General features: G+C 71.8%; 11 protein-coding genes. 2 read left to right on the top strand and 9 right to left on the bottom strand.

Features of this window, described 5'->3' with window-relative positions; translation table 11 throughout:
• Positions 1 to 73: 73 nt before the first annotated feature.
• The 7 genes from AC3WXD_RS01150 to AC3WXD_RS01120 all read right to left on the bottom strand — a co-directional run bounded on the left by AC3WXD_RS01150 (position 74) and on the right by AC3WXD_RS01120 (position 11,682).
• The gene (locus tag AC3WXD_RS01150) at positions 74 to 3,634 is read right to left on the bottom strand and encodes an error-prone DNA polymerase (protein ID WP_492322841.1); all 3,561 of its coding nucleotides are present in this window, start codon (positions 3,632 to 3,634) and stop codon (positions 74 to 76) included.
• A gap of 160 nt (positions 3,635 to 3,794) precedes the next feature.
• Positions 3,795 to 5,348, bottom strand: coding sequence for a Y-family DNA polymerase (locus AC3WXD_RS01145; RefSeq protein ID WP_492322840.1), 1,554 nt, complete (start codon positions 5,346 to 5,348; stop codon positions 3,795 to 3,797).
• On the bottom strand, positions 5,281 to 6,186 hold the full coding sequence (imuA, locus tag AC3WXD_RS01140) for a translesion DNA synthesis-associated protein ImuA (protein WP_492322839.1): 906 nt from the start codon (positions 6,184 to 6,186) through the stop codon (positions 5,281 to 5,283). Before imuA ends, AC3WXD_RS01145 begins: the two co-directional genes overlap by 68 nt.
• A gap of 260 nt (positions 6,187 to 6,446) precedes the next feature.
• Positions 6,447 to 8,186 (bottom strand): L-arabinonate dehydratase, encoded by a 1,740-nt coding sequence (araD, locus tag AC3WXD_RS01135; RefSeq protein WP_454733050.1) that lies wholly within the window; start codon positions 8,184 to 8,186, stop codon positions 6,447 to 6,449.
• A 12-nt stretch (positions 8,187 to 8,198) separates the two neighbouring features.
• Positions 8,199 to 8,978 carry an HpcH/HpaI aldolase family protein gene (locus tag AC3WXD_RS01130; protein WP_029043283.1) on the bottom strand — a complete coding sequence of 260 codons (780 nt, stop codon included), beginning with the start codon at positions 8,976 to 8,978 and terminating at the stop codon, positions 8,199 to 8,201.
• 1 nt (position 8,979) lies between these two features.
• Entirely contained in the window at positions 8,980 to 9,933 is a 954-nt protein-coding gene (locus AC3WXD_RS01125) for a Bug family tripartite tricarboxylate transporter substrate binding protein (protein ID WP_063923065.1), read from the bottom strand.
• Positions 9,934 to 10,236: 303 nt separating this feature from the next.
• Positions 10,237 to 11,682, bottom strand: a complete 1,446-nt coding sequence (locus tag AC3WXD_RS01120) for an NAD-dependent succinate-semialdehyde dehydrogenase (RefSeq protein WP_492322838.1) — start codon at positions 11,680 to 11,682, stop codon at positions 10,237 to 10,239.
• A gap of 318 nt (positions 11,683 to 12,000) precedes the next feature.
• Here AC3WXD_RS01120 and AC3WXD_RS01115 point away from each other — a divergent pair, with 318 nt between their 5' ends.
• Positions 12,001 to 12,690 (top strand): GntR family transcriptional regulator, encoded by a 690-nt coding sequence (locus AC3WXD_RS01115; RefSeq protein WP_020201491.1) that lies wholly within the window; start codon positions 12,001 to 12,003, stop codon positions 12,688 to 12,690.
• Between the two features lie 177 nt (positions 12,691 to 12,867).
• Positions 12,868 to 14,673 carry an IlvD/Edd family dehydratase gene (locus tag AC3WXD_RS01110; protein WP_492322837.1) on the top strand — a complete coding sequence of 602 codons (1,806 nt, stop codon included), beginning with the start codon at positions 12,868 to 12,870 and terminating at the stop codon, positions 14,671 to 14,673.
• 76 nt (positions 14,674 to 14,749) lie between these two features.
• Here the strand turns inward: AC3WXD_RS01110 and AC3WXD_RS01105 are convergent, their stop codons facing one another.
• Both AC3WXD_RS01105 and AC3WXD_RS01100 read right to left on the bottom strand, forming a co-directional pair.
• Positions 14,750 to 15,811, bottom strand: coding sequence for an alpha/beta fold hydrolase (locus tag AC3WXD_RS01105; protein ID WP_492322836.1), 1,062 nt, complete (start codon positions 15,809 to 15,811; stop codon positions 14,750 to 14,752).
• A 163-nt stretch (positions 15,812 to 15,974) separates the two neighbouring features.
• Positions 15,975 to 17,084 carry a mandelate racemase/muconate lactonizing enzyme family protein gene (locus AC3WXD_RS01100; RefSeq protein WP_492322835.1) on the bottom strand — a complete coding sequence of 370 codons (1,110 nt, stop codon included), beginning with the start codon at positions 17,082 to 17,084 and terminating at the stop codon, positions 15,975 to 15,977.
• Positions 17,085 to 17,111: the final 27 nt, after the last annotated feature.

Genomic DNA, 17,111 nt, shown 5'->3' with positions numbered 1-17,111 from the left:
GCGCCGCCGCCCGCGCGGGCAAACGCAGCAGGCAGGCAGACAAGCAGGCAAGCGGGCGCGCAGCAAGCGCCGCTCAGTGAAAATCCCGGCTCATCACCATCAGGCGGCCCAGCAGCGGGCTGAGGTCCACCAGTTGCTGCGCCACCAGGTGCCTGACCTCGCCCTGCCGCTGCCAGGTGCCGATCACGCCCAGCATGGTGGCGCCCAGCACTTCCTTGCGCTGGCGCTCGATCAGGTCCGGCCACAGGATCACGTTGACGGCGCCGGTCTCGTCCTCGATCGAGACGAAGATGGTGCCGCTGGCGGTGGCGGGCCGCTGGCGCACGGTGACGATGCCGCAGGCGCGCACGCGCCGGCCGTTGCCGCACTGCGCAAGCTGCCGCGCGGTGGCGAATTTCATGGCCGCCAGGCGCGGGCGCAGCAGCGCCAGCGGATGCGACTTCAATGACAGGCCCGTGCTGGCGTAGTCGGCGGCCACGTCTTCGCCCAGGCGCGGCGCGGGCAAGGCAAGCGCGCTCTCGGCCGGTGGCGCCGCGTAGAGCAGGTCGCGGTGGACCGCCTGCAGCGCGGCGGCGCGGGCCTGCCAGCGCGCCTGGCGGCGATGCCCGGCGAGCGCGGACAGCGCATCGGCGGCGGCCAGCGCGTCGATGTCGTGGCGGTCCAGGCAGGCGCGCAGCACCAGGTCTTCCACGCTGGCGAAGGGCCGCCCGGCGCGCGCCGCCTCGATGCGCAGCGCCACGTCCTTGCTCATGCCTTTCACGCGGCCGAGGCCGAGCCGCACGGCCGGGCGGGCGCTGCCCGCTTGCGCGCCTGCTTGCGTGCCCGCTTGCGTGTCCATGTCCGCGTCCATATTTGCTCCCACCTCCGCACTCCCATCCGCATCCGCTTCGAGCGTGCTTTCCCAGCCGCTCACCGTGACGTCCGCCGGCAGCGTGCGCACGCCGTGGCGGCGCGCATCCTGCACCAGTTGCGAGGGCGAGTAGAAGCCCATCGGCTGGCTGTTGAGCAGCGCGCACAGGAAGGCGGCCGGATGGTGGCACTTGATCCACGCGCTGAGGTAGACCAGCTTGGCGAAGCTGGCGGCGTGGCTTTCCGGGAAGCCGTACTCGCCGAAGCCTTCGATCTGCCGGCAGATGGCCAGCGCGAAGGACTCGGGATACTTGTTGGCGGTCAGCCCCCTGACCAGCTTGTCCTGGTACTTGCGCAGGTCGCCCTTGCGCCGCCACGCCGCCATCGAGCGGCGCAGATGGTCGGCCTCGCCGGGCGTGAAGCCGGCCGCGTCGATGGCCAGCTGCATGACCTGCTCCTGGAAGATCGGCACGCCCAGCGTGCGGCCCAGCACGTTCTGGATGATCTTGTCGTGGTACACGGGCTGCTTGCCGGTGCGCCGCACCACTTCGCGCCGCTTGAGGAAGGGATGCACCATGCCGCCCTGGATCGGGCCGGGCCGCACGATGGCCACCTCCACCACCAGGTCGTAGAAGCTGCGCGGCCGCAGGCGCGGCAGCATCGACTGCTGCGCGCGCGACTCCACCTGGAACACGCCGATGGTGTCGGCCGCGCAGATCATGTCGTAGGTCTTGCCGTCCTCGCGGGGAATCTCCGCCATGCGCATCGGCCCGCCGGACGGCCCCGGGATCATTGCCAGCGCGCGCCGGATCGCCGACAGCATGCCCAGCGCCAGCACGTCCACCTTGAGCAGGCCGAGCGATTCGAGGTCGTCCTTGTCCCACTGGATCACGCTGCGCTCCGCCATCGCCGCGTTCTCGATCGGCACCAGCCGCGACAGCTTGTCCCGCGCGATCACGAAGCCGCCGACGTGCTGCGACAAATGGCGCGGAAAGCCGCGCAACTGCATGGTCAGACTGGCCCACTGGCGCACCGCCAGCGACTCCGGGTCCAGCCCGTATTGCGAGATGCGCTCGATGAAGCCGCGCGGGCCGTCCCACCACGCCTGCCCCTTGACCACCTGCTCGATCACGCTGGCGTCGATGCCGAGCGCGCGGCCCACGTCGCGCAGCGCGCTGCGCGAGCGGTAGGTGATCAGCGAGGCGGCCAGCGCGGCGCGGTCGCGGCCGTATTTCCCGTAGATGTACTGGATGACCTCTTCGCGCCGCTGGTGCTCGAAGTCGACGTCGATGTCGGGCGCCTCGTCGCGCTCGCGCGAGAGGAAGCGGCCGAACAGCATGTTGGCGTCGGCCGGATGGACCTCGGTGATGAACAGGCAATAGCAGACCAGCGAGTTGGCCGCCGAGCCGCGCCCCTGGCACAGGATGTCCTTGCTGCGCGCGAAGCGCACGATGTCGTGCACGGTGAGGAAGAACGACTCGTAGCCTTTCTCCCGGATCAGGCCGAGCTCGTCCGCCAGCTGCTTGTCCCACCTGGGATCGAGGCCGTCGGGAAACCGTATCGCCTTGCCCTTCATGGTCTCGCTGTACAGGTAGCTGAACGGCGTCAGGCCGGCGGGCACCAGTTCCTCCGGATATTCGTAGCGCAGCGTGTCCAGCGAGAAATCGCACATGGCGGCGATGCGCAGCGTCTGCGCCAGCGCCTCGCGCGGGTAGAGCCGCGACAGCCGCTGGCGCATGCGCAGGTGCTGCTCGGCATTGGGCGCCAGCGCCATGCCGCACTCGGCCAGCGTCTGCCCGGTGCGGATCGCGCTGAGCACGTCGGACAGCGGCTTGCGCGAGCGCACGTGCATGGTCACGGCGCCCGCCGCGGCCAGCGGCACGCCGGCCTGCGCGGCGGCGTCCTCCAGCCGCTGCCGGTGCAGCGCATCGGCATGGCCCTGCAGTTGCTCGAGCGCGATCCAGGCGCGCTCGCCGAAGACCTGCCGCATCCAGCGCGCCTGCCGCAGCAGCGCTTGCGGCTCGGGGCAGTACGCGGGCAGCAGCAGCGCCACGCAGCGGGGCATGCCGCGCAGGTGCGCGTGTTCCGCTGCGGGCGCGGCGATGTCCTCCGGGCGCAGGCGGTAGGCGCCCTTCTCCGCGCGCCGGCGGCCCAGCGTGATGAACTCGCAGAGATTGCCAAAGCCTTCGCGGTCCTGCGCCAGCAGCACCAGGCGCAGGGCCGGATCATCGTTCTGGCCGTCCTTGCCATCCTGGCCGGTCAGCGTGAAGCGGCTGCCGATCAGCAGGCGGAAGGCCTGCGCGGCGGCGGCGATGGCGGAGAGTTTTTCATGGCGCCGCAGGCGGGCCTCGGCGGCCTCGCCGGGGCCGGCGGCTTGCAGCAGGACGTCCTGCGCGCCGGGGTCGTGGCCTTCGCCGTCTTCCGCCTCCTCCGCGGCCAGGGCTTCGAGGTCATCCTCGTCTTCGTCGTCTTCCTCGCCCGCGTCGAGGCCGGCGGCCAGCCGCGCCGCGCTGCGCGCGAGCGCGGCGCTGGCGCGCTCGCGCAGGTCCTTGAGCGCGTGGTGCGCGCGCGCCGTGCCGGCCACCGAGCATTCGTCGGTGAGCGCGAGGCCGCCATAACCCAGCGCGAACGCGCGCTCGATCAGCTCGACCGGATGCGAGGCGCCTTCGAGGAAGGTGAAGTTCGAGATGCAGTGCAGCTCCACGTAATCGGGCAAGGCCGGCAGCAGCGCCGAGAGCGCGGGCGGCAGGGCGGAAAACGAAGGCGCGGCGGGCAGGCTGGACATGATCGAGGACGGATATGAAACAGGGTGAGGCCAGGTCGAACCAGATGAAGCCGGATGGAGCCGGACGAAGCCAAGCGAAACGAAGCCGGGCAAGACGGAGCGGGATGCAACCGGACCGGGCCGGATGGCGCGCGGCGCGGGCGCGCTCGGTGCAGCCGGCTCAGAACAGCCCGTGCAGGAACCAGCGGTATTCGCCGCCCTCCTCGCGCCCCGGGCGCTGGCGGTAGACCCAGCAGCGCAGGCCGTCGGCGCGCTCGGCGACGAAATAGTCGCGCGTGGCGAGCGCGTCGTCCCACCAGCCGGACTCGATGCGCTCGGGCCGCGACAGCAGCACCAGCGGCCCGCCGTGGCAGGGCCGGTGGCGCTGCACGGCCAGCGGCAGCGGCTGCGCCAGCAGCCACGGCGGGCGCGCGGGCCAGGCCTGCGCGGGTGCCGCCGGCGCGCGCGCGGGCATCTCGTCCACCGGGCACCAGCGGCTGGCGCGCTCGGGCCGGTGGTCCGCCAGCGGCATGGGCTGCAGCACGTTCTCGCGGCCCAGGCGCGCCATCAAGGTGTCGAGCAGGCGGCCCAGCCCGGCCGGCGTGCCGCCCGGCTCGGGAAACAGCGCCTCGCTGCGCGGCAGGCATTCCTGCATGGCCTCCACCACCAGCAGCAGCCCCACCGCCGGCACGGTGAACTGCACCTTGTCCAGGCGCTCCTGCAGCAGCCGGCACAAGTGCGCCGGGTCGCGGCTGGGCTCGGCCAGGCTTACCGTCACCGGCGTGGCCGGGGTCTCGCAGCCCAGGCGGTAGCGCTCATGCTCGAGCCGCAGCGCCAGGCGCGTCACGCCGGCCTGCCGCACCGCCAGCCAGCCGCCCAGCGCCAGCAGCAGGCGCTGCGCGCCGGCCATCACGCCCTGGACCGATTCGGTGCGGCCCGGCAGTTCCATGCGCTGCGCGAACTCGGGCGGCGCGGCGAACCAGGCGAAGCGCACCGGCACCTCGCCATAGGCCTGGTCCAGCCGCGCCAGCACGTCCGCGCCGAGGCGGCGCTGCAAACCCGCGCGCGGCAGGCCGCGCACCTCGCCCACGGTGCGGCAGCCGATGCCGTCGAGCCAGCCTTCGTCGGCCACGTTGCGCAGCATGGCCACCGGCAGGCGGTCCAGCAGCCGCGCCATGCGCGCCGGACGCAGCGCGCGCCGCGCCGGGCGCACCATGCGGCCGTGCCGGTCGCGCCGGAACGGCTGCGCCGCCAGCCACGCCGCGCCGAAGGCGGTCGGCGCGCAGCCCAGTTGAAGGAACACGCCCAGCCGGCGCACCCGCGCATACACCGCGCGGCACAGCGCGCGATGCCCGCCGAACAGCCGCACGCTGGCGCCCGCGTCGATCATCACCGTGGCCGCGTCGGGCTCCGGATGCAGGCTCACGTGCGGCGAGAAATGCAGCAGCGCCAGCGCCAGCGCCGTCATCAGCTGCGCCTCCGCCGCCGGCTCGCGCTCCAGTTGCACCACCTGCGCCGACAGGGCCTGCACCCCGCCGCGCCGCATGCCGGCCTGCACGCCCAGCGCCACCGCCGGGGTATTGGCCAGCACCACGCGCTCGCGCTCCATCACCGCCACCGGCACGCCGTGATGCAGCACGCCGGGGACCGCGGCGGCAGCGTCCGGCTCAGGCCAGTTCGGCTGCAGCGCGTCCAGCGACAGGCGCGGCAGATGCACCGCGATCCAGTACGACATGGTCTTGCTCTCCCGCAACGGCCTGTGAAACCCGCGGCAACGGCGCCTCCGCAGGCGCGGGCCGCGGCGCGGACGGACGGCCCGGCACCGCCGCCATCTCGTCGAGCGGCAGCACCAGCGGCTGCTCGCGCACCGGGCCGCGCCGCTTGTGGAAGGTGATCGACACCGCATTGCCCGGCGCCGGCGCCAGCAGCAGGCGCAGCACCGCCGGCGACGACTCGCGCAGCACGCCGGCCGGGCGCACGGCCCACGCCACCGCGTCGCCCGCCTGCGCCAGCACCTGCAGGCGGCGCAGCGCCTCGGGCCGCGCCGCGGGCAGCCACACCACGACCCCGCCGAAGGCCTGGCTGCGCAGCACCTGCTCGGCCGCCCACAGCAGGTCGGCCTGCGCCGCGGCCTTGCCGGCGCCGGCCGGCGCGCGCACCCAGAACACCTGCCGCGCCGGCAGCCCCCAGCCGGCCAGGCACGCCGCGTTCGGCAGGTGCGGCGGCCCCACCAGCGCCAGGCGCCGCGGCGCCGCCGCCAGCGCGGCCAGCGCCGGGCGCAGCAGGCGCAGCTCGCCCACGCCGGGCTCGGCCAGCAGCAGCTCGGTCAGCGCCCCCAGCGGCCAGCCGCCGCCCGGCAATTCGGCCGACAGCGCCGCATGGCCGGTTTCCAGCGCCGGCACGCTGCCCGCCTGCCCCGCGCGGCCGAGCTGCCCGGCGCGCCACAGGCCGGGATGGCGCTGCGCGAGCGCCTCCAGCGCCGCCTGGCGGCCGGCCCCGGCGGGCTGGGCCACGGGTGGCACGGGTGGATCAACGGGCGGCGCGTGCGAGCCGGAGGAAACGAGGGAACTCATGTGATGCTTGCGGCCTTGTGACGGCCTTATCCGCGCGGCAAGGCGGCGGGATAAGGTGGGACAAGGCGGGATAGGCGGAATCTCCGAATACTGTATGTTTATACAGTATCGCGGCGGACGCAAGGGGGAGATGCAGGGAGTGCCGGGATCGCCGCCCCGTGGCGGGACGGCGGCGGGACGGCGGCGGGATCGTGACGAGAAGGCGGCCGGGACACAGCCGCCGCGGGCATCGCGGCAACGGTGTCCCGGCCCGATTTGCGCTACGAGAAGCGCGCTTCCGGATCGGGCACGTTGCCCTGCCTGGCGAGGAAATCGAGGTCGCAGCCTTCGTCCGCCTGCAGCACGTGCTCGATGTGCAGCAGGCCGAAACCGCGCTCGTAGTGCGGCGGCGGCGCGACCCAGGCCTTGCGCCGCGCCTCGATCTCGGCCTCGTCCACCAGCAGGTCGAGCCGGCGGCCTTCGGTGTCGAGGCGCACCAGGTCGCCGTCGCGCACCAGCCCCAGCAACCCGCCCACGCGGCTTTCCGGGCAGACGTGCAGGACGCAGGTGCCGTAGCTGGTGCCGCTCATGCGCGCGTCGGAGATCCGCACCATGTCGCGCACGCCGGCCGCCAGCAGCTTCTTGGGGATCGGCAGCATGCCCCATTCCGGCATGCCGGGCGCGCCGGTCGGGCCGCTGTCCTGCAGCACCAGCACGCTGTCCGCGGTCACGGCGAGGTCGGGGTCGTCCACGCGCGCGAGCATGTCCTGGAAGTTGCGGAACACCACGGCCGGGCCGGTGTGCTGGAGCAGGCGCGGCTCGGCGGCGGCGCGCTTGAGCACCGCGCCGCGCGGCGCCAGGTTGCCGCGCAGCACCACCAGCCCGCCGGCCCCGTAGACCGGGTTTTCCTCGGTGCGGATGACGTCGTCGTTGTAGACCTCGGCCTGCTCGATGTTCTCGCCCAGCGTGCGGCCGGTGACGGTCTGGCAGGACAGGTCGAGGTGCCCGGCGATGCGCTTGAGCAGCGCCAGCAGCCCGCCCGCGTAGAACAGGTCCTCCATCAGGTAGGTGCCGCTGGGCTGCAGGTTGCACAGCACCGGCACCGTCTCGCTGGCGCGCGAGAAATCGTCGAGCGACAGTTCGACGCCGAGGCGGCGCGCCATCGCCACGAGGTGGATGAGGGAGTTGGTCGAGCCCGACAGCGCCATGTCCGTGACCACGGCGTTCAGGAAGCTCTGGCGCGTGACGATGTCCTTCGGCCGCAGGTCTTCCCACACCATCTCGACGATGCGGCGCCCGGACATCGACGCCATCTGCGAATGCGTGGCGTCGACCGCGGGGATCGAGCTGGCGCCCGGCAGGGTCAGCCCCAGCGCGTCGGCCATGCTGGTCATGGTCGAGGCGGTGCCCATCGTGTTGCAGGTGCCCGGCGAGCGCGCCGTGCCCTCGCCGACCTGCCGCCACGATTTTTCGTCGAGCTTGCCGGCGCGGTAGTCGGCCAGGGCCTGCCAGGTGCTGGAGCCGGTGCCCAGCATCTGCTGGCCGCGCCAGTGCCCGCGCAGCATCGCGCCGGCGGGCACGAAGATGGCCGGGATATTCATCGATGCGGCCGCCATCAGCAGCCCGGGCGTGGTCTTGTCGCAGCCGCCCAGCAGCACGGCGCCGTCGATCGGGTGCGAGCGCAGGATCTCTTCCGCGTCCATCGCCAGCAGGTTGCGGTAGATCAGCGTGCTGGGGCGCACGTAGGTCTCGCCCACGCTCAGCGTCGGCATCACCACCGGGAAGCCGCCGGCCTGCCAGACGCCGCGCTTGACCTCCTCGATGCGCTGCGGGAAATGCGTGTGGCAACTGTTGAGGTCCGACCACGTGCTGAGGATGCCGATGACCGGCTTGCCCTGGAAGTCCTCGCTGGTGTAGCCCATCTGCTTGGTGCGGTACGACTTGTGGTTGCCGGGCTGGCCGGCCGCGCCGAACCAGCGCTGGCTGCGCAGCTGGGACAGTTCAATTCGCTTTCTGCTCATGGGGAATGGCTCTCAGGCGGCGGTGATTTCCGCGAGCAGGGCTTCGCTGCGCCGCGCCAGGATCGACAGGTCGGAGCCCACCGCGACGAAGTCGTAGCCCTGCGCCAGCAGCTCGCGCGCCTGCGCGGGGTTGAAGTTGAGGATGCCCGGCGCCTTGCCGGCCGCGCGGATGTCGGCCAGGATGCGCGCGATCGCCGCCGTCACCTCGGGCGCGCCCGGCTGGCCGTACAGCCCCATGTTGGCGGCCAGGTCGTTGGGGCCGACGAACAGGCCGTCCACGCCGTCGACCGCGCCGATCTCGCGCACGGCCGCGGCGGCCGCCGGCGATTCGATCTGCACCACGATGCACTGCGCCTCGGCGTAGCGCTGGCCGTAGTCCTTGATGCGCGAGAAGCCGTTGGCGCGCATGTTGCCGCTCACGCCGCGGATGCCGTGCGGCGGGTAGCGCGTGGCGGCCACGGCCTGCCGCGCTTCCTCGGCGGACTGCACGAACGGCACCATGAACGAGCGGATGCCGGCGTCGAGCAGGCGCTTGAACACGACCGGCTCGTTGGCCGGGATGCGCACCACCAGTTCCGCCGTGCCGCCCTGCGCGGCGCGCAGGTGGTCGACGACCTGGGAGACGTCGACGCAGGCGTGCTCCATGTCGAGCAGCAGCCAGTCGTAGCCGGAGCCGGCCACCACCTCGGTGACGTGGGGGCTTTCGAGCGTGAGCCACAGGCCGGGCTGCTTGCGCCCCTCGCGCAAGCCTTCCTTGAAGCGGTTCGGTCGCAGGGTTTCAGGTGTTTTCATGTCAGTCGGCCTTGATGTTGGCGGCTTTGGCGAGATTTGCCCACTTGGGCGCTTCGGTGTGCACGAAGGCATTGAATGCCCTGGCGTCCATGCCCGCGGGCTCCAGCCCCTGGCCGCGCAGTTGCTGGATCACCTCGGGCTGCTGCAGCGCCTTGAGCACCGCGCGCGACACCGTGTTGACGATCGCGTCGGGCGTGCCCGCCGGCGCGAGGAAGCCCTGGAAACCGGTGGCATCGATGCCCGGCAGGCCGGCCTCGGTGAAGGTCGGCACGTTGGGCAGCGTGGCCAGCCGCTTGCTGCCGGTGACGGCCAGCGCGCGCAGGCGGCCGGTCTGGACGAACGACTGCACCACGGGCGGCGCGTCGACCATGAACTGGACCTGCCCGCCGAGCACGTCGTTGAGCGCGGGCACGCTGGCCTTGTACGGCACCATCAGCATGTCGACGCCGGCGCTGCGCTTGACCATCTCCATGGCGAAATGCTGCGACGAGCCGACGCCGGCCACGGCCGCGCTGATCTTGCCGCCGCTCGACTTGCTGTAGGCAATGAATTCCTTCAGGTCGCGCGCGGGCACGCCGGGGTTGACCACGGCCACCAGCTCGTTGGTGGTGGCGCGGGCCACCGGCACGAAATCCTTCAGCGGATCATACGAAAGCTGCTTGTAGATGGCCGGGTAGATCACGATGACGCCGGTATTGGCCAGCAGCAGCGTGTAACCGTCCGCCGGCTGGCGGGCCGCGTAGGCGGCGCCGAGGATGCCGCCCGCGCCGGGCCGGTTGTCGATCACCACCGACACGCCCAGGTATTCGGACAGCTTCGATTGCAGGGTGCGGGCGATGAAGTCGATGTTGCCGCCGGGCGCGAACGGCACCACCAGCTTGACCGGCTTGTCGGGATACTGGGCCGCGGCCACGGTGGCCCACAGCATGGCCACGCAGGCCAATAAGCGCTTCATGAATGTCTCCGGATGGTTTTTATAGGTGAGCACGGAAAGTCTAAGTGTGCCCTCATGGATTGTCAATAATCTAATCGATAATTCAACGGGCCGACAGCCTGGCCTGCCCGGCGGGGTCGCGCCGGGGCGGGTAGCACATACCGCGGGGAAAAAGAAGGTCGTTGCGCAGCGGCCCGGCAAGGCCGGAAGCGGCGGTGCCCGATGCCGCTCTTGTGGCGGACCTTGGGCGAACTTGTGGCGCTCTTGTGCCGCCCTATGCCGCTCTACACCACCCCACGCCGCCCCACGCCGCCTTATGTCGCCCTACGCCGCGTACCGGTGCACGAACTTGGTGTTCAGGTATTCCCGCACGCCGATCTCACCGCCCTCGCGGCCGAAGCCGCTTTGCTTGATGCCACCGAACGGCGCCTCCGGCGTGGCCACCGCCGTGGTGTTCACGCCCACCATGCCGGACTCGAGCGCGTTCGCCACGCGGTCCGCGGCCTCGGCCGAGCGCGTGTACAGATAGGCGGCCAGCCCCGCCTCCAGCGCGTTCGCGCGCGCGATGGCCTCGTCGGCATCGTCGACGGGAACGATCGCCATCACCGGCGCGAACGGCTCCTCGTGGAGGATCTCGGCGTCGTCCGGCACGTCGGCCAGCACCGTGGGTTCGTAGAAATAGCCGCGGACCAGCTCGGGCGGACGCCGCCCGCCGCACAGCAGCCGCGCGCCGCGGGACAGCGCATCGCGCACCAGCCGCTCGGTGCGCACCCGCTGCCGCTCGGTCGCCAGCGGCCCCATGTCGACGTTCTCCTGCTGGCCGTTGCCGACGCGCAGGCGCCGGGCGCGGGCCACCACCGCGGCCTCGAAGGCCGCCATCACCGGACGCGCGACGAAAAAGCGGCCCGGCGACACGCACACCTGGCCGGCGTTGCGGAACTTGGCCTGCACCGCCGCCGCCGCCGCGGCCTCGACGTCGGCATCGTCGAGGACGATGAACGGCGCATGCCCGCCCAGCTCCATCGTCAGGCGCTTGACGGTATCCGCGCTCTGGCGGATCAGCAGCTGGCCAACGCGGGTCGAGCCGGTGAAACTGATCTTGCGCACCGCCGGCGCGGCCATCAGCGGCGCGACCACGTCGTCGGGCGTGCCGATCAGCAGGTTGACCGCGCCCGCGGGCACGCCCGCGTCGTGGCAGCACCGCACCAGCGCGGCCACGCTGCCCGGCGCTTCCTCGGCCGGCCGCACGATGACCGCGCAGCCGGCCGCCAGCGCCATCGCCAGCTTGCGCGCGGCCAGGTTGACCGGGAAATTCCACGCCGTCAGCGCCAGCACGACACCCACCGGCTCGTAGCGCACCTCCAGCCGGCTGGCCGCCGTGCGCCCGCCCAGCACCAGGCCGTAGAGGCGCCGGGCCTCGTCGGCGCACCACTCGAAATGCTCGGCGGAGACCGCCACCTCGGCGCGCGCCTCGGCCAGCGTCTTGCCGACTTCCAGCGTCAGCAGGCGCGCCAGTTCCTCCTGGCGCTCGCGCATCAGGCGGCCGACCTCCCGCAGCACGTCGGAGCGCGCCCACGGCGCCGTCCCGCTCCAGCGCTCCAGGCCGCGCTGCGCGGCCCGCAGCGCGGCGCCGACCTCCGCCTCGCCGGCGCCGGCCACGGTGCCGAGCAGCGTCTCGGTGGCGGGATCGATGACCGGAATGGCGGGGGCATCGGCAGCCGCGGCCAGGACCTCGGCCCCGTCGATGAAGTGTGTGGGTGTCTTGTACATGATGCCTCTCTGTGGATCGTTGGGACGGGGATGCGCCGCGGCAGGCTCATGCCTGGCAAGACATCCGGTCGGGTCTGGCGGGGTGCAGAGGACGCGGGGCGTCCGTGCCGCGATTCTGGGACGCCCCGACCAGATTGTCAATAATCGTATTGATATTAATATGGACACAGTCGCCGCGCCGCATTGACCGCCCGCCGCGGCCCCGCGTAACCTCTCTCCGGGGCGCATGTAGAATTGCCGCGATCCACGTCCCTGCGGGAAGGCGTGCGACGCGGCGCGCGGCGCCGCGCCCTGTCCCGTCTTACTTACGATCCATTCATGTCCGTCGCGCAAAACCGCCATATCGAATCCGCCAGCAAACCCTTCGACGTTCCCGCCGCCGTGTGCGAACTGGAAGAGGACATCGTGCTCGGCCGGCTGCATCCGCGCGAACGGCTGATCGAAGACGACCTGATGCGCCGCTTCGACCTCAAGCGGCACGCCGCGCGCGAGACGCTCTCCGAGCTGGCCCGCCTCGGGCTGGTCGAGCGCCGCAAGAACATCGGCTGCGAGGTGCGCGCGTTCAGCGCGCGCGAAGTGGCCGAGCTGTACCAGTTGCGCGAGCTGCTCGAGAGCGAGGCCGCGCGCATCCTGCCCTGCCCGCTGCCCGAGGAAGGCCTGCAGCGCCTCATCGAGATCCAGCGCGAGCACGATGCCGCCGTCGCCGCGAACGACCCGCGCGCGGTGTTCCGCAGCAACCAGCACTTTCACGAGACGCTGTTCGGCTTCTGCGAGAACGCCACGCTGCAGCGCGCGATCCAGGAATACGCGCGCCAGACGCACCCGATCCGCTTCAGCTCGCTGGTCGACCCGGCCTACCGCGCGCGCGCGCGCGACGAGCACTGGGCCATCATCGACGCCCTGCGCGAAGGGCGCCGCGACGACCTCGTCACGTTGTGCCGCAATCACCTCGCGCCGTCGCGCGACGCCTACCTTGCGCTGAACCGGCATCTGTTCGCCGGCGCCTGAAACCGCGCGGCGCCACGCGCCCCTGACACCACGCCGGTCACACGCGCCGGCCACGCCGGCTGGCCATGCCAGCCCTCACCCTCTTCCGCTCCCCGGCGATCTCCGCTCGACAAGCCCCGGCGTTCGTGCCAGAATCCGTCAATAGTATTATTGATAATTATCCGGAGAGCGTTCACCATGCCTCAGACTCCCAAGGACGGCACCACCGTCGTCCTGCCGCGCGGCCTTCGCAAGGGCCTCACCAACTACGGTGACACCGGCTTCTCCCTGTTCCTGCGCAAGGCGTTCATCAAGGGCGCCGGCTACACCGACGAGGCGCTCGACCGCACCATCGTCGGCGTGGTCAACACCGGCAGCGGCTACAACCCGTGCCACGGCAACGCGCCGCAACTGATCGAGGCGGTCAAGCGCGGCGTGATGATGGCCGGCGGGCTGGCGATCGACTTCCCCACCATCTCGATCGCCGAGAGCTTTTCCGCGCCCACCAGCATGTACCTGCGCAACCTCATGTCGATGGACACCGAGGAAATGATCCGCGCGCAGCCGATGGACGCGGTGGTGCTGATCGGCGGCTGCGACAAGACCGTGCCGGCGCAGCTGATGGGCGCGGCCTCGGCCAACATCCCGATGGTGCAGCTCATCACCGGCTCGATGCTGACCGGCGGCCATCGCGGCGAGCGCGTGGGCGCGTGCACCGACTGCCGCCGCTACTGGGGGCGCTTCCGCGCCCAGGAGATCGACGAGCAGGAGATCACCGAGGTCAACGGCAAGCTGGTGGCCAGCGTCGGCACCTGCTCGGTGATGGGCACGGCCAGCACGATGGCGTGCCTGGGCGAGGCGCTCGGCATCGTCATGCCGGGCGGCGCCTCGCCGCCGGCCGTCACCTCCGACCGCATCCGCATCGCCGAGCTCAGCGGCAGGCAGGCCGTCGAGATCGCGCGCACGGGCCTCACGCCGGACCGCATCCTCACCGCCAAGGCGTTCGAGAACGCCCTGCGCGTGCTGCTCGCCATCGGCGGCTCGACCAACGGCATCATCCACCTGACCGCCATCGCCGGCCGCATGGGCTTCGAGGTGGACCTCGACGCCTTCGACCGCATGAGCCGCGAGACGCCGGTGCTGGTCGACCTCAAGCCGTCCGGCCAGCACTACATGGAAGACCTGCATTTCGCCGGCGGCATGCCCGCGGTGCTGCGCGAGCTGCGCCCGCTGCTGCATCTCGACGCGCTGACCGTCACCGGCCGCACGCTCGGCGAGGAGATCGATGCGTTCCGGCCGTTCCCGCAGACCGTGGTGCGGCCCATCGCCGACCCGATCTACCCGGCCGGCGGCATCGCCTTCCTGCGCGGCAACCTCGCGCCCGGCGGCGCCATCATCAAGCAGTCCGCCGCCAACCCGGAACTGATGGAGCACGAAGGCCGCGCCGTGGTGTTCGAGGATTCGGCGGACCTCGCCAGCCGCATCGACGACCCCGAGCTCGACGTCCACGCCGACGACATCCTGGTGCTCAAGCACATCGGCCCGGCCGGCGCGCCCGGCATGCCCGAGGCCGGCTACCTGCCCATTCCCAAGAAGCTGGCCAGCGCCGGCGTCAAGGACATGGTGCGCATCTCCGACGGCCGCATGAGCGGCACCGCGGCCGGCACCATCGTGCTGCACGTCACGCCCGAGGCGGCGCTCGGCGGGCCGCTCGCGCTGGTGCGCAGCGGCGACCGCATCCGCCTGAGCGTATCGGCGCGCAGCATCGCGCTGCTGGTATCGGACGCAGAACTCGCGCGCCGCCGCGAGGCGCTGACGCAGCAGCCCGCGCCGGCGGCGCCGGCGGCCCCCCTGCGCGGCTACCGCAAGCTGTTCCTCGAGCAGATCACGCAGGCCGACAAAGGCTGCGATTTCGCGTTCCTGCGCGCCACCGAGATGGTCGGCCGCGTGCCGGGCCATGCGGCGGATGCAGCGGATGCCGCGGATGCGCCGGACCAGAAATGACCCGGGCCAGGCACAAATGAACAAGGCCGCGCCCAGGGCGCGGCCAGTCATGCCAGGCGCGGCGACGGGACCGGCGCTACCGCAATGCCAGACGCAGCGGCGCCTGCCAGGCCTCCGCTTCCAGCAACGGCGACAGATGTCCGTAGCGCCCGTGCACGGTGGCGCGCACGACGGAGGCCGGATAGTCCGCGCGGGCCGCCGCTGCCGCGGCATCGTCGTCGGGAGGAAACAATACGTCGGAGGTACAACGCAGCCAGTGGACCGGCATGGGCGCCGCCGCCAGCGCCGCGCTCGCGTCGAAGCGGCGGGCGGCATCGCGCAGGGCCGCCAGCGACCACGGCGAAAAGCGCGTGGCCCAGGCTTCGGCCTCGCCCCGCAGGCGGGCTTCCACGGCATTCATGTCATGCGGCTGACGGTCGGCGAGCCACGCGGCGTAGCCGTAGCGCTGCAAGGTCGCGCGCCGCATGGCGACCCAGGCTTCGCGCGCGGCCGGCACGCCCGCGTCGAGCGCGGCGGCGAGCTGGCGCAGCTGGGTCACATCCTGCGCGGTGCCGTTGCCGCGCGGCGCCGAGGCCAGCACCACCACCCGCGCCGCCGGCACGGGTCCGGCCACCGCCCACTGGAACGCCTGGTATCCGCCATAGGAAAAACCGAGCACGGCATCCAGGCGCGCCACGCCGAGCGAGCGCAGCCACAGCCCCTGCAGGCGCACCGTGTCCGCGATGGAAACCGGCGGGAAATCCGCGGCAGACGTGGCAGATGTAGCAGACGCGGCAGGAGAATCGGCCGGGCCGCTGCTGCCGAAGCAGGAGCCCAGCGCGTTGGGCACCAGCACGCAGGTCTGCCGCGTGTCGAGAAGCGCGTCCGGCCCCAGCCAGGCGCTGGCCCAGCCGGCATCGGGATGGGCCGGTCCGCTGGCGGGCGGCAGCGCGTGATGGCTGCCTGAAATGCCGTGCAGCAGCAGCACCACCGAACGCGCGTGCGCGGGCTCCGGCCCGTAGCGCGACCACGCCAGGCGCACCGGCGAGAGCGCGCCGCCGCCGTCCAGCGGCAGGCTGTCGAACGTGGCAATACCCGCCGCGCTGGCGACGGATGACATCGGGAATGGCGTCTGGCTGGTGGACTCGCTCATGGACATGGGAGATTCATGGACATGGGAGCTGCCAGGGCGGCCGCCCGCCCATCGCGGTGATGCGACAGATGGCGTGGCGCATGGCGGCGGGCAGTTCCCGCGTGGTGGTCTTGTGCATCACGCGGCGATTGTCCCACAGCATGACATCGCCCGCCGGCCGCCCGATGGTTCAGTTGATGCGGTACCGCTTGACCATGTCCCAGTCCAGCTCGATGCCGAAGCCCGGGCCTTGCGGGATCGCCATGATGCCGTCCTTGATGTGCGGCGGGTTGGCCCACATGCCGGGGAAGATCGGATCGCGGTCCGGGTCCGGGAAGCACTCCACGCAGATGCCGTGCGGCAGCGCGCCGAGCATGTGCGAGGCGATCTGCGGCTCCTCGTGGTGCGCCATGCGCACGCCGGCCAGCGCGCAGGCCGCCGCCGCGCGGCGCCATTCGGTGATGCCGCCGCCCTCCGAGGCGTCGAAGTTGACGATGTCCACCGCGCCGGCGTCGAGCAGGCGGCGCACGCCCGCCGCGCTGACCTCGCTCTGGCCCGCGTTGATGGGGATCGAGGTGGCGCGCCGCACCTCGGCCATGCCGCGCACGTCGTCGTGCCAGTGGCACGGTTCCTCGAACCACGCGATGTCGTAGCGCTCGACGAGGCGGGCGAAGCGCGTGGCTTCCTCCACGCTCCAGCCGCGGTTGGCGTCCACCGCCAGCAGGAAATCGTCGCCGCCGCCTTCGCGCGCGTACTTCACGCGCTCGGCGTCCACCTCGGGCGTCGCGCCGCCCACCTTGACCTTGCAGCCGGCCATGCCCACCGAGCGCAGCCACGCCATCTCGCCGGCGAGGTCGGCCGGCGTCTTGCCGGGCAGGTAATAGCCGGCGATGGCGATGATGGGCAGCTCCTGGCGGTAGCCGCCCATCAGCCGGCACACATTGATGCCGAGCGCCTTGCCGGCCAGGTCCCACACCGCCGAATCGACGCAGGCGATGGCGTTCATCACCAGCGGCCGGTCGGCCGCGCGGATGGTCAGGCAGAACAGCTTTTCCCAGATGCGCTCGCTGGCATGCACCGATTCGCCGATCAGCAGCGGCGCCATGTCCTGCTCGATCATGCGCGCGATCTCGGGGCCGTGCTCGCGCGGGTCGCCGTTGTAGACCTCGCTCACCAGCCCGGAACTGGTGTGGATGCGGGTGATCACCGTGGCGCGGCTGTCGACCTTGTACGAGCTGCCGGAAAACACCTTGTTGAGCGGGATGCGGACGGCGATGGCCTCTACGCGTTCGATCTTCATTGTTGGAATTCCTTTGATCCTGGCTAT

Source organism: Cupriavidus sp. FW216-B1 (genome assembly GCF_058789195.1).
Note: the sequence above shows the minus strand (reverse complement) of the source record. Positions and strands in the feature narration are given on the sequence as shown.

What these genes read in the sequence shown, in the direction of transcription:
- AC3WXD_RS01150 (WP_492322841.1), bottom strand. Translation starts at nt 3,634, where the DNA reads ATGTCCAGCCTGCCCGCCGCGCCTTCGTTTTCCGCCCTGCCGCCCGCG.
- AC3WXD_RS01145 (WP_492322840.1), bottom strand. Translation starts at nt 5,348, where the DNA reads ATGTCGTACTGGATCGCGGTGCATCTGCCGCGCCTGTCGCTGGACGCG.
- imuA (WP_492322839.1), bottom strand. Translation starts at nt 6,186, where the DNA reads ATGAGTTCCCTCGTTTCCTCCGGCTCGCACGCGCCGCCCGTTGATCCA.
- araD (WP_454733050.1), bottom strand. Translation starts at nt 8,186, where the DNA reads ATGAGCAGAAAGCGAATTGAACTGTCCCAGCTGCGCAGCCAGCGCTGG.
- AC3WXD_RS01130 (WP_029043283.1), bottom strand. Translation starts at nt 8,978, where the DNA reads ATGAAAACACCTGAAACCCTGCGACCGAACCGCTTCAAGGAAGGCTTG.
- AC3WXD_RS01125 (WP_063923065.1), bottom strand. Translation starts at nt 9,933, where the DNA reads ATGAAGCGCTTATTGGCCTGCGTGGCCATGCTGTGGGCCACCGTGGCC.
- AC3WXD_RS01120 (WP_492322838.1), bottom strand. Translation starts at nt 11,682, where the DNA reads ATGTACAAGACACCCACACACTTCATCGACGGGGCCGAGGTCCTGGCC.
- AC3WXD_RS01115 (WP_020201491.1), top strand. Translation starts at nt 12,001, where the DNA reads ATGTCCGTCGCGCAAAACCGCCATATCGAATCCGCCAGCAAACCCTTC.
- AC3WXD_RS01110 (WP_492322837.1), top strand. Translation starts at nt 12,868, where the DNA reads ATGCCTCAGACTCCCAAGGACGGCACCACCGTCGTCCTGCCGCGCGGC.
- AC3WXD_RS01105 (WP_492322836.1), bottom strand. Translation starts at nt 15,811, where the DNA reads ATGTCCATGAGCGAGTCCACCAGCCAGACGCCATTCCCGATGTCATCC.
- AC3WXD_RS01100 (WP_492322835.1), bottom strand. Translation starts at nt 17,084, where the DNA reads ATGAAGATCGAACGCGTAGAGGCCATCGCCGTCCGCATCCCGCTCAAC.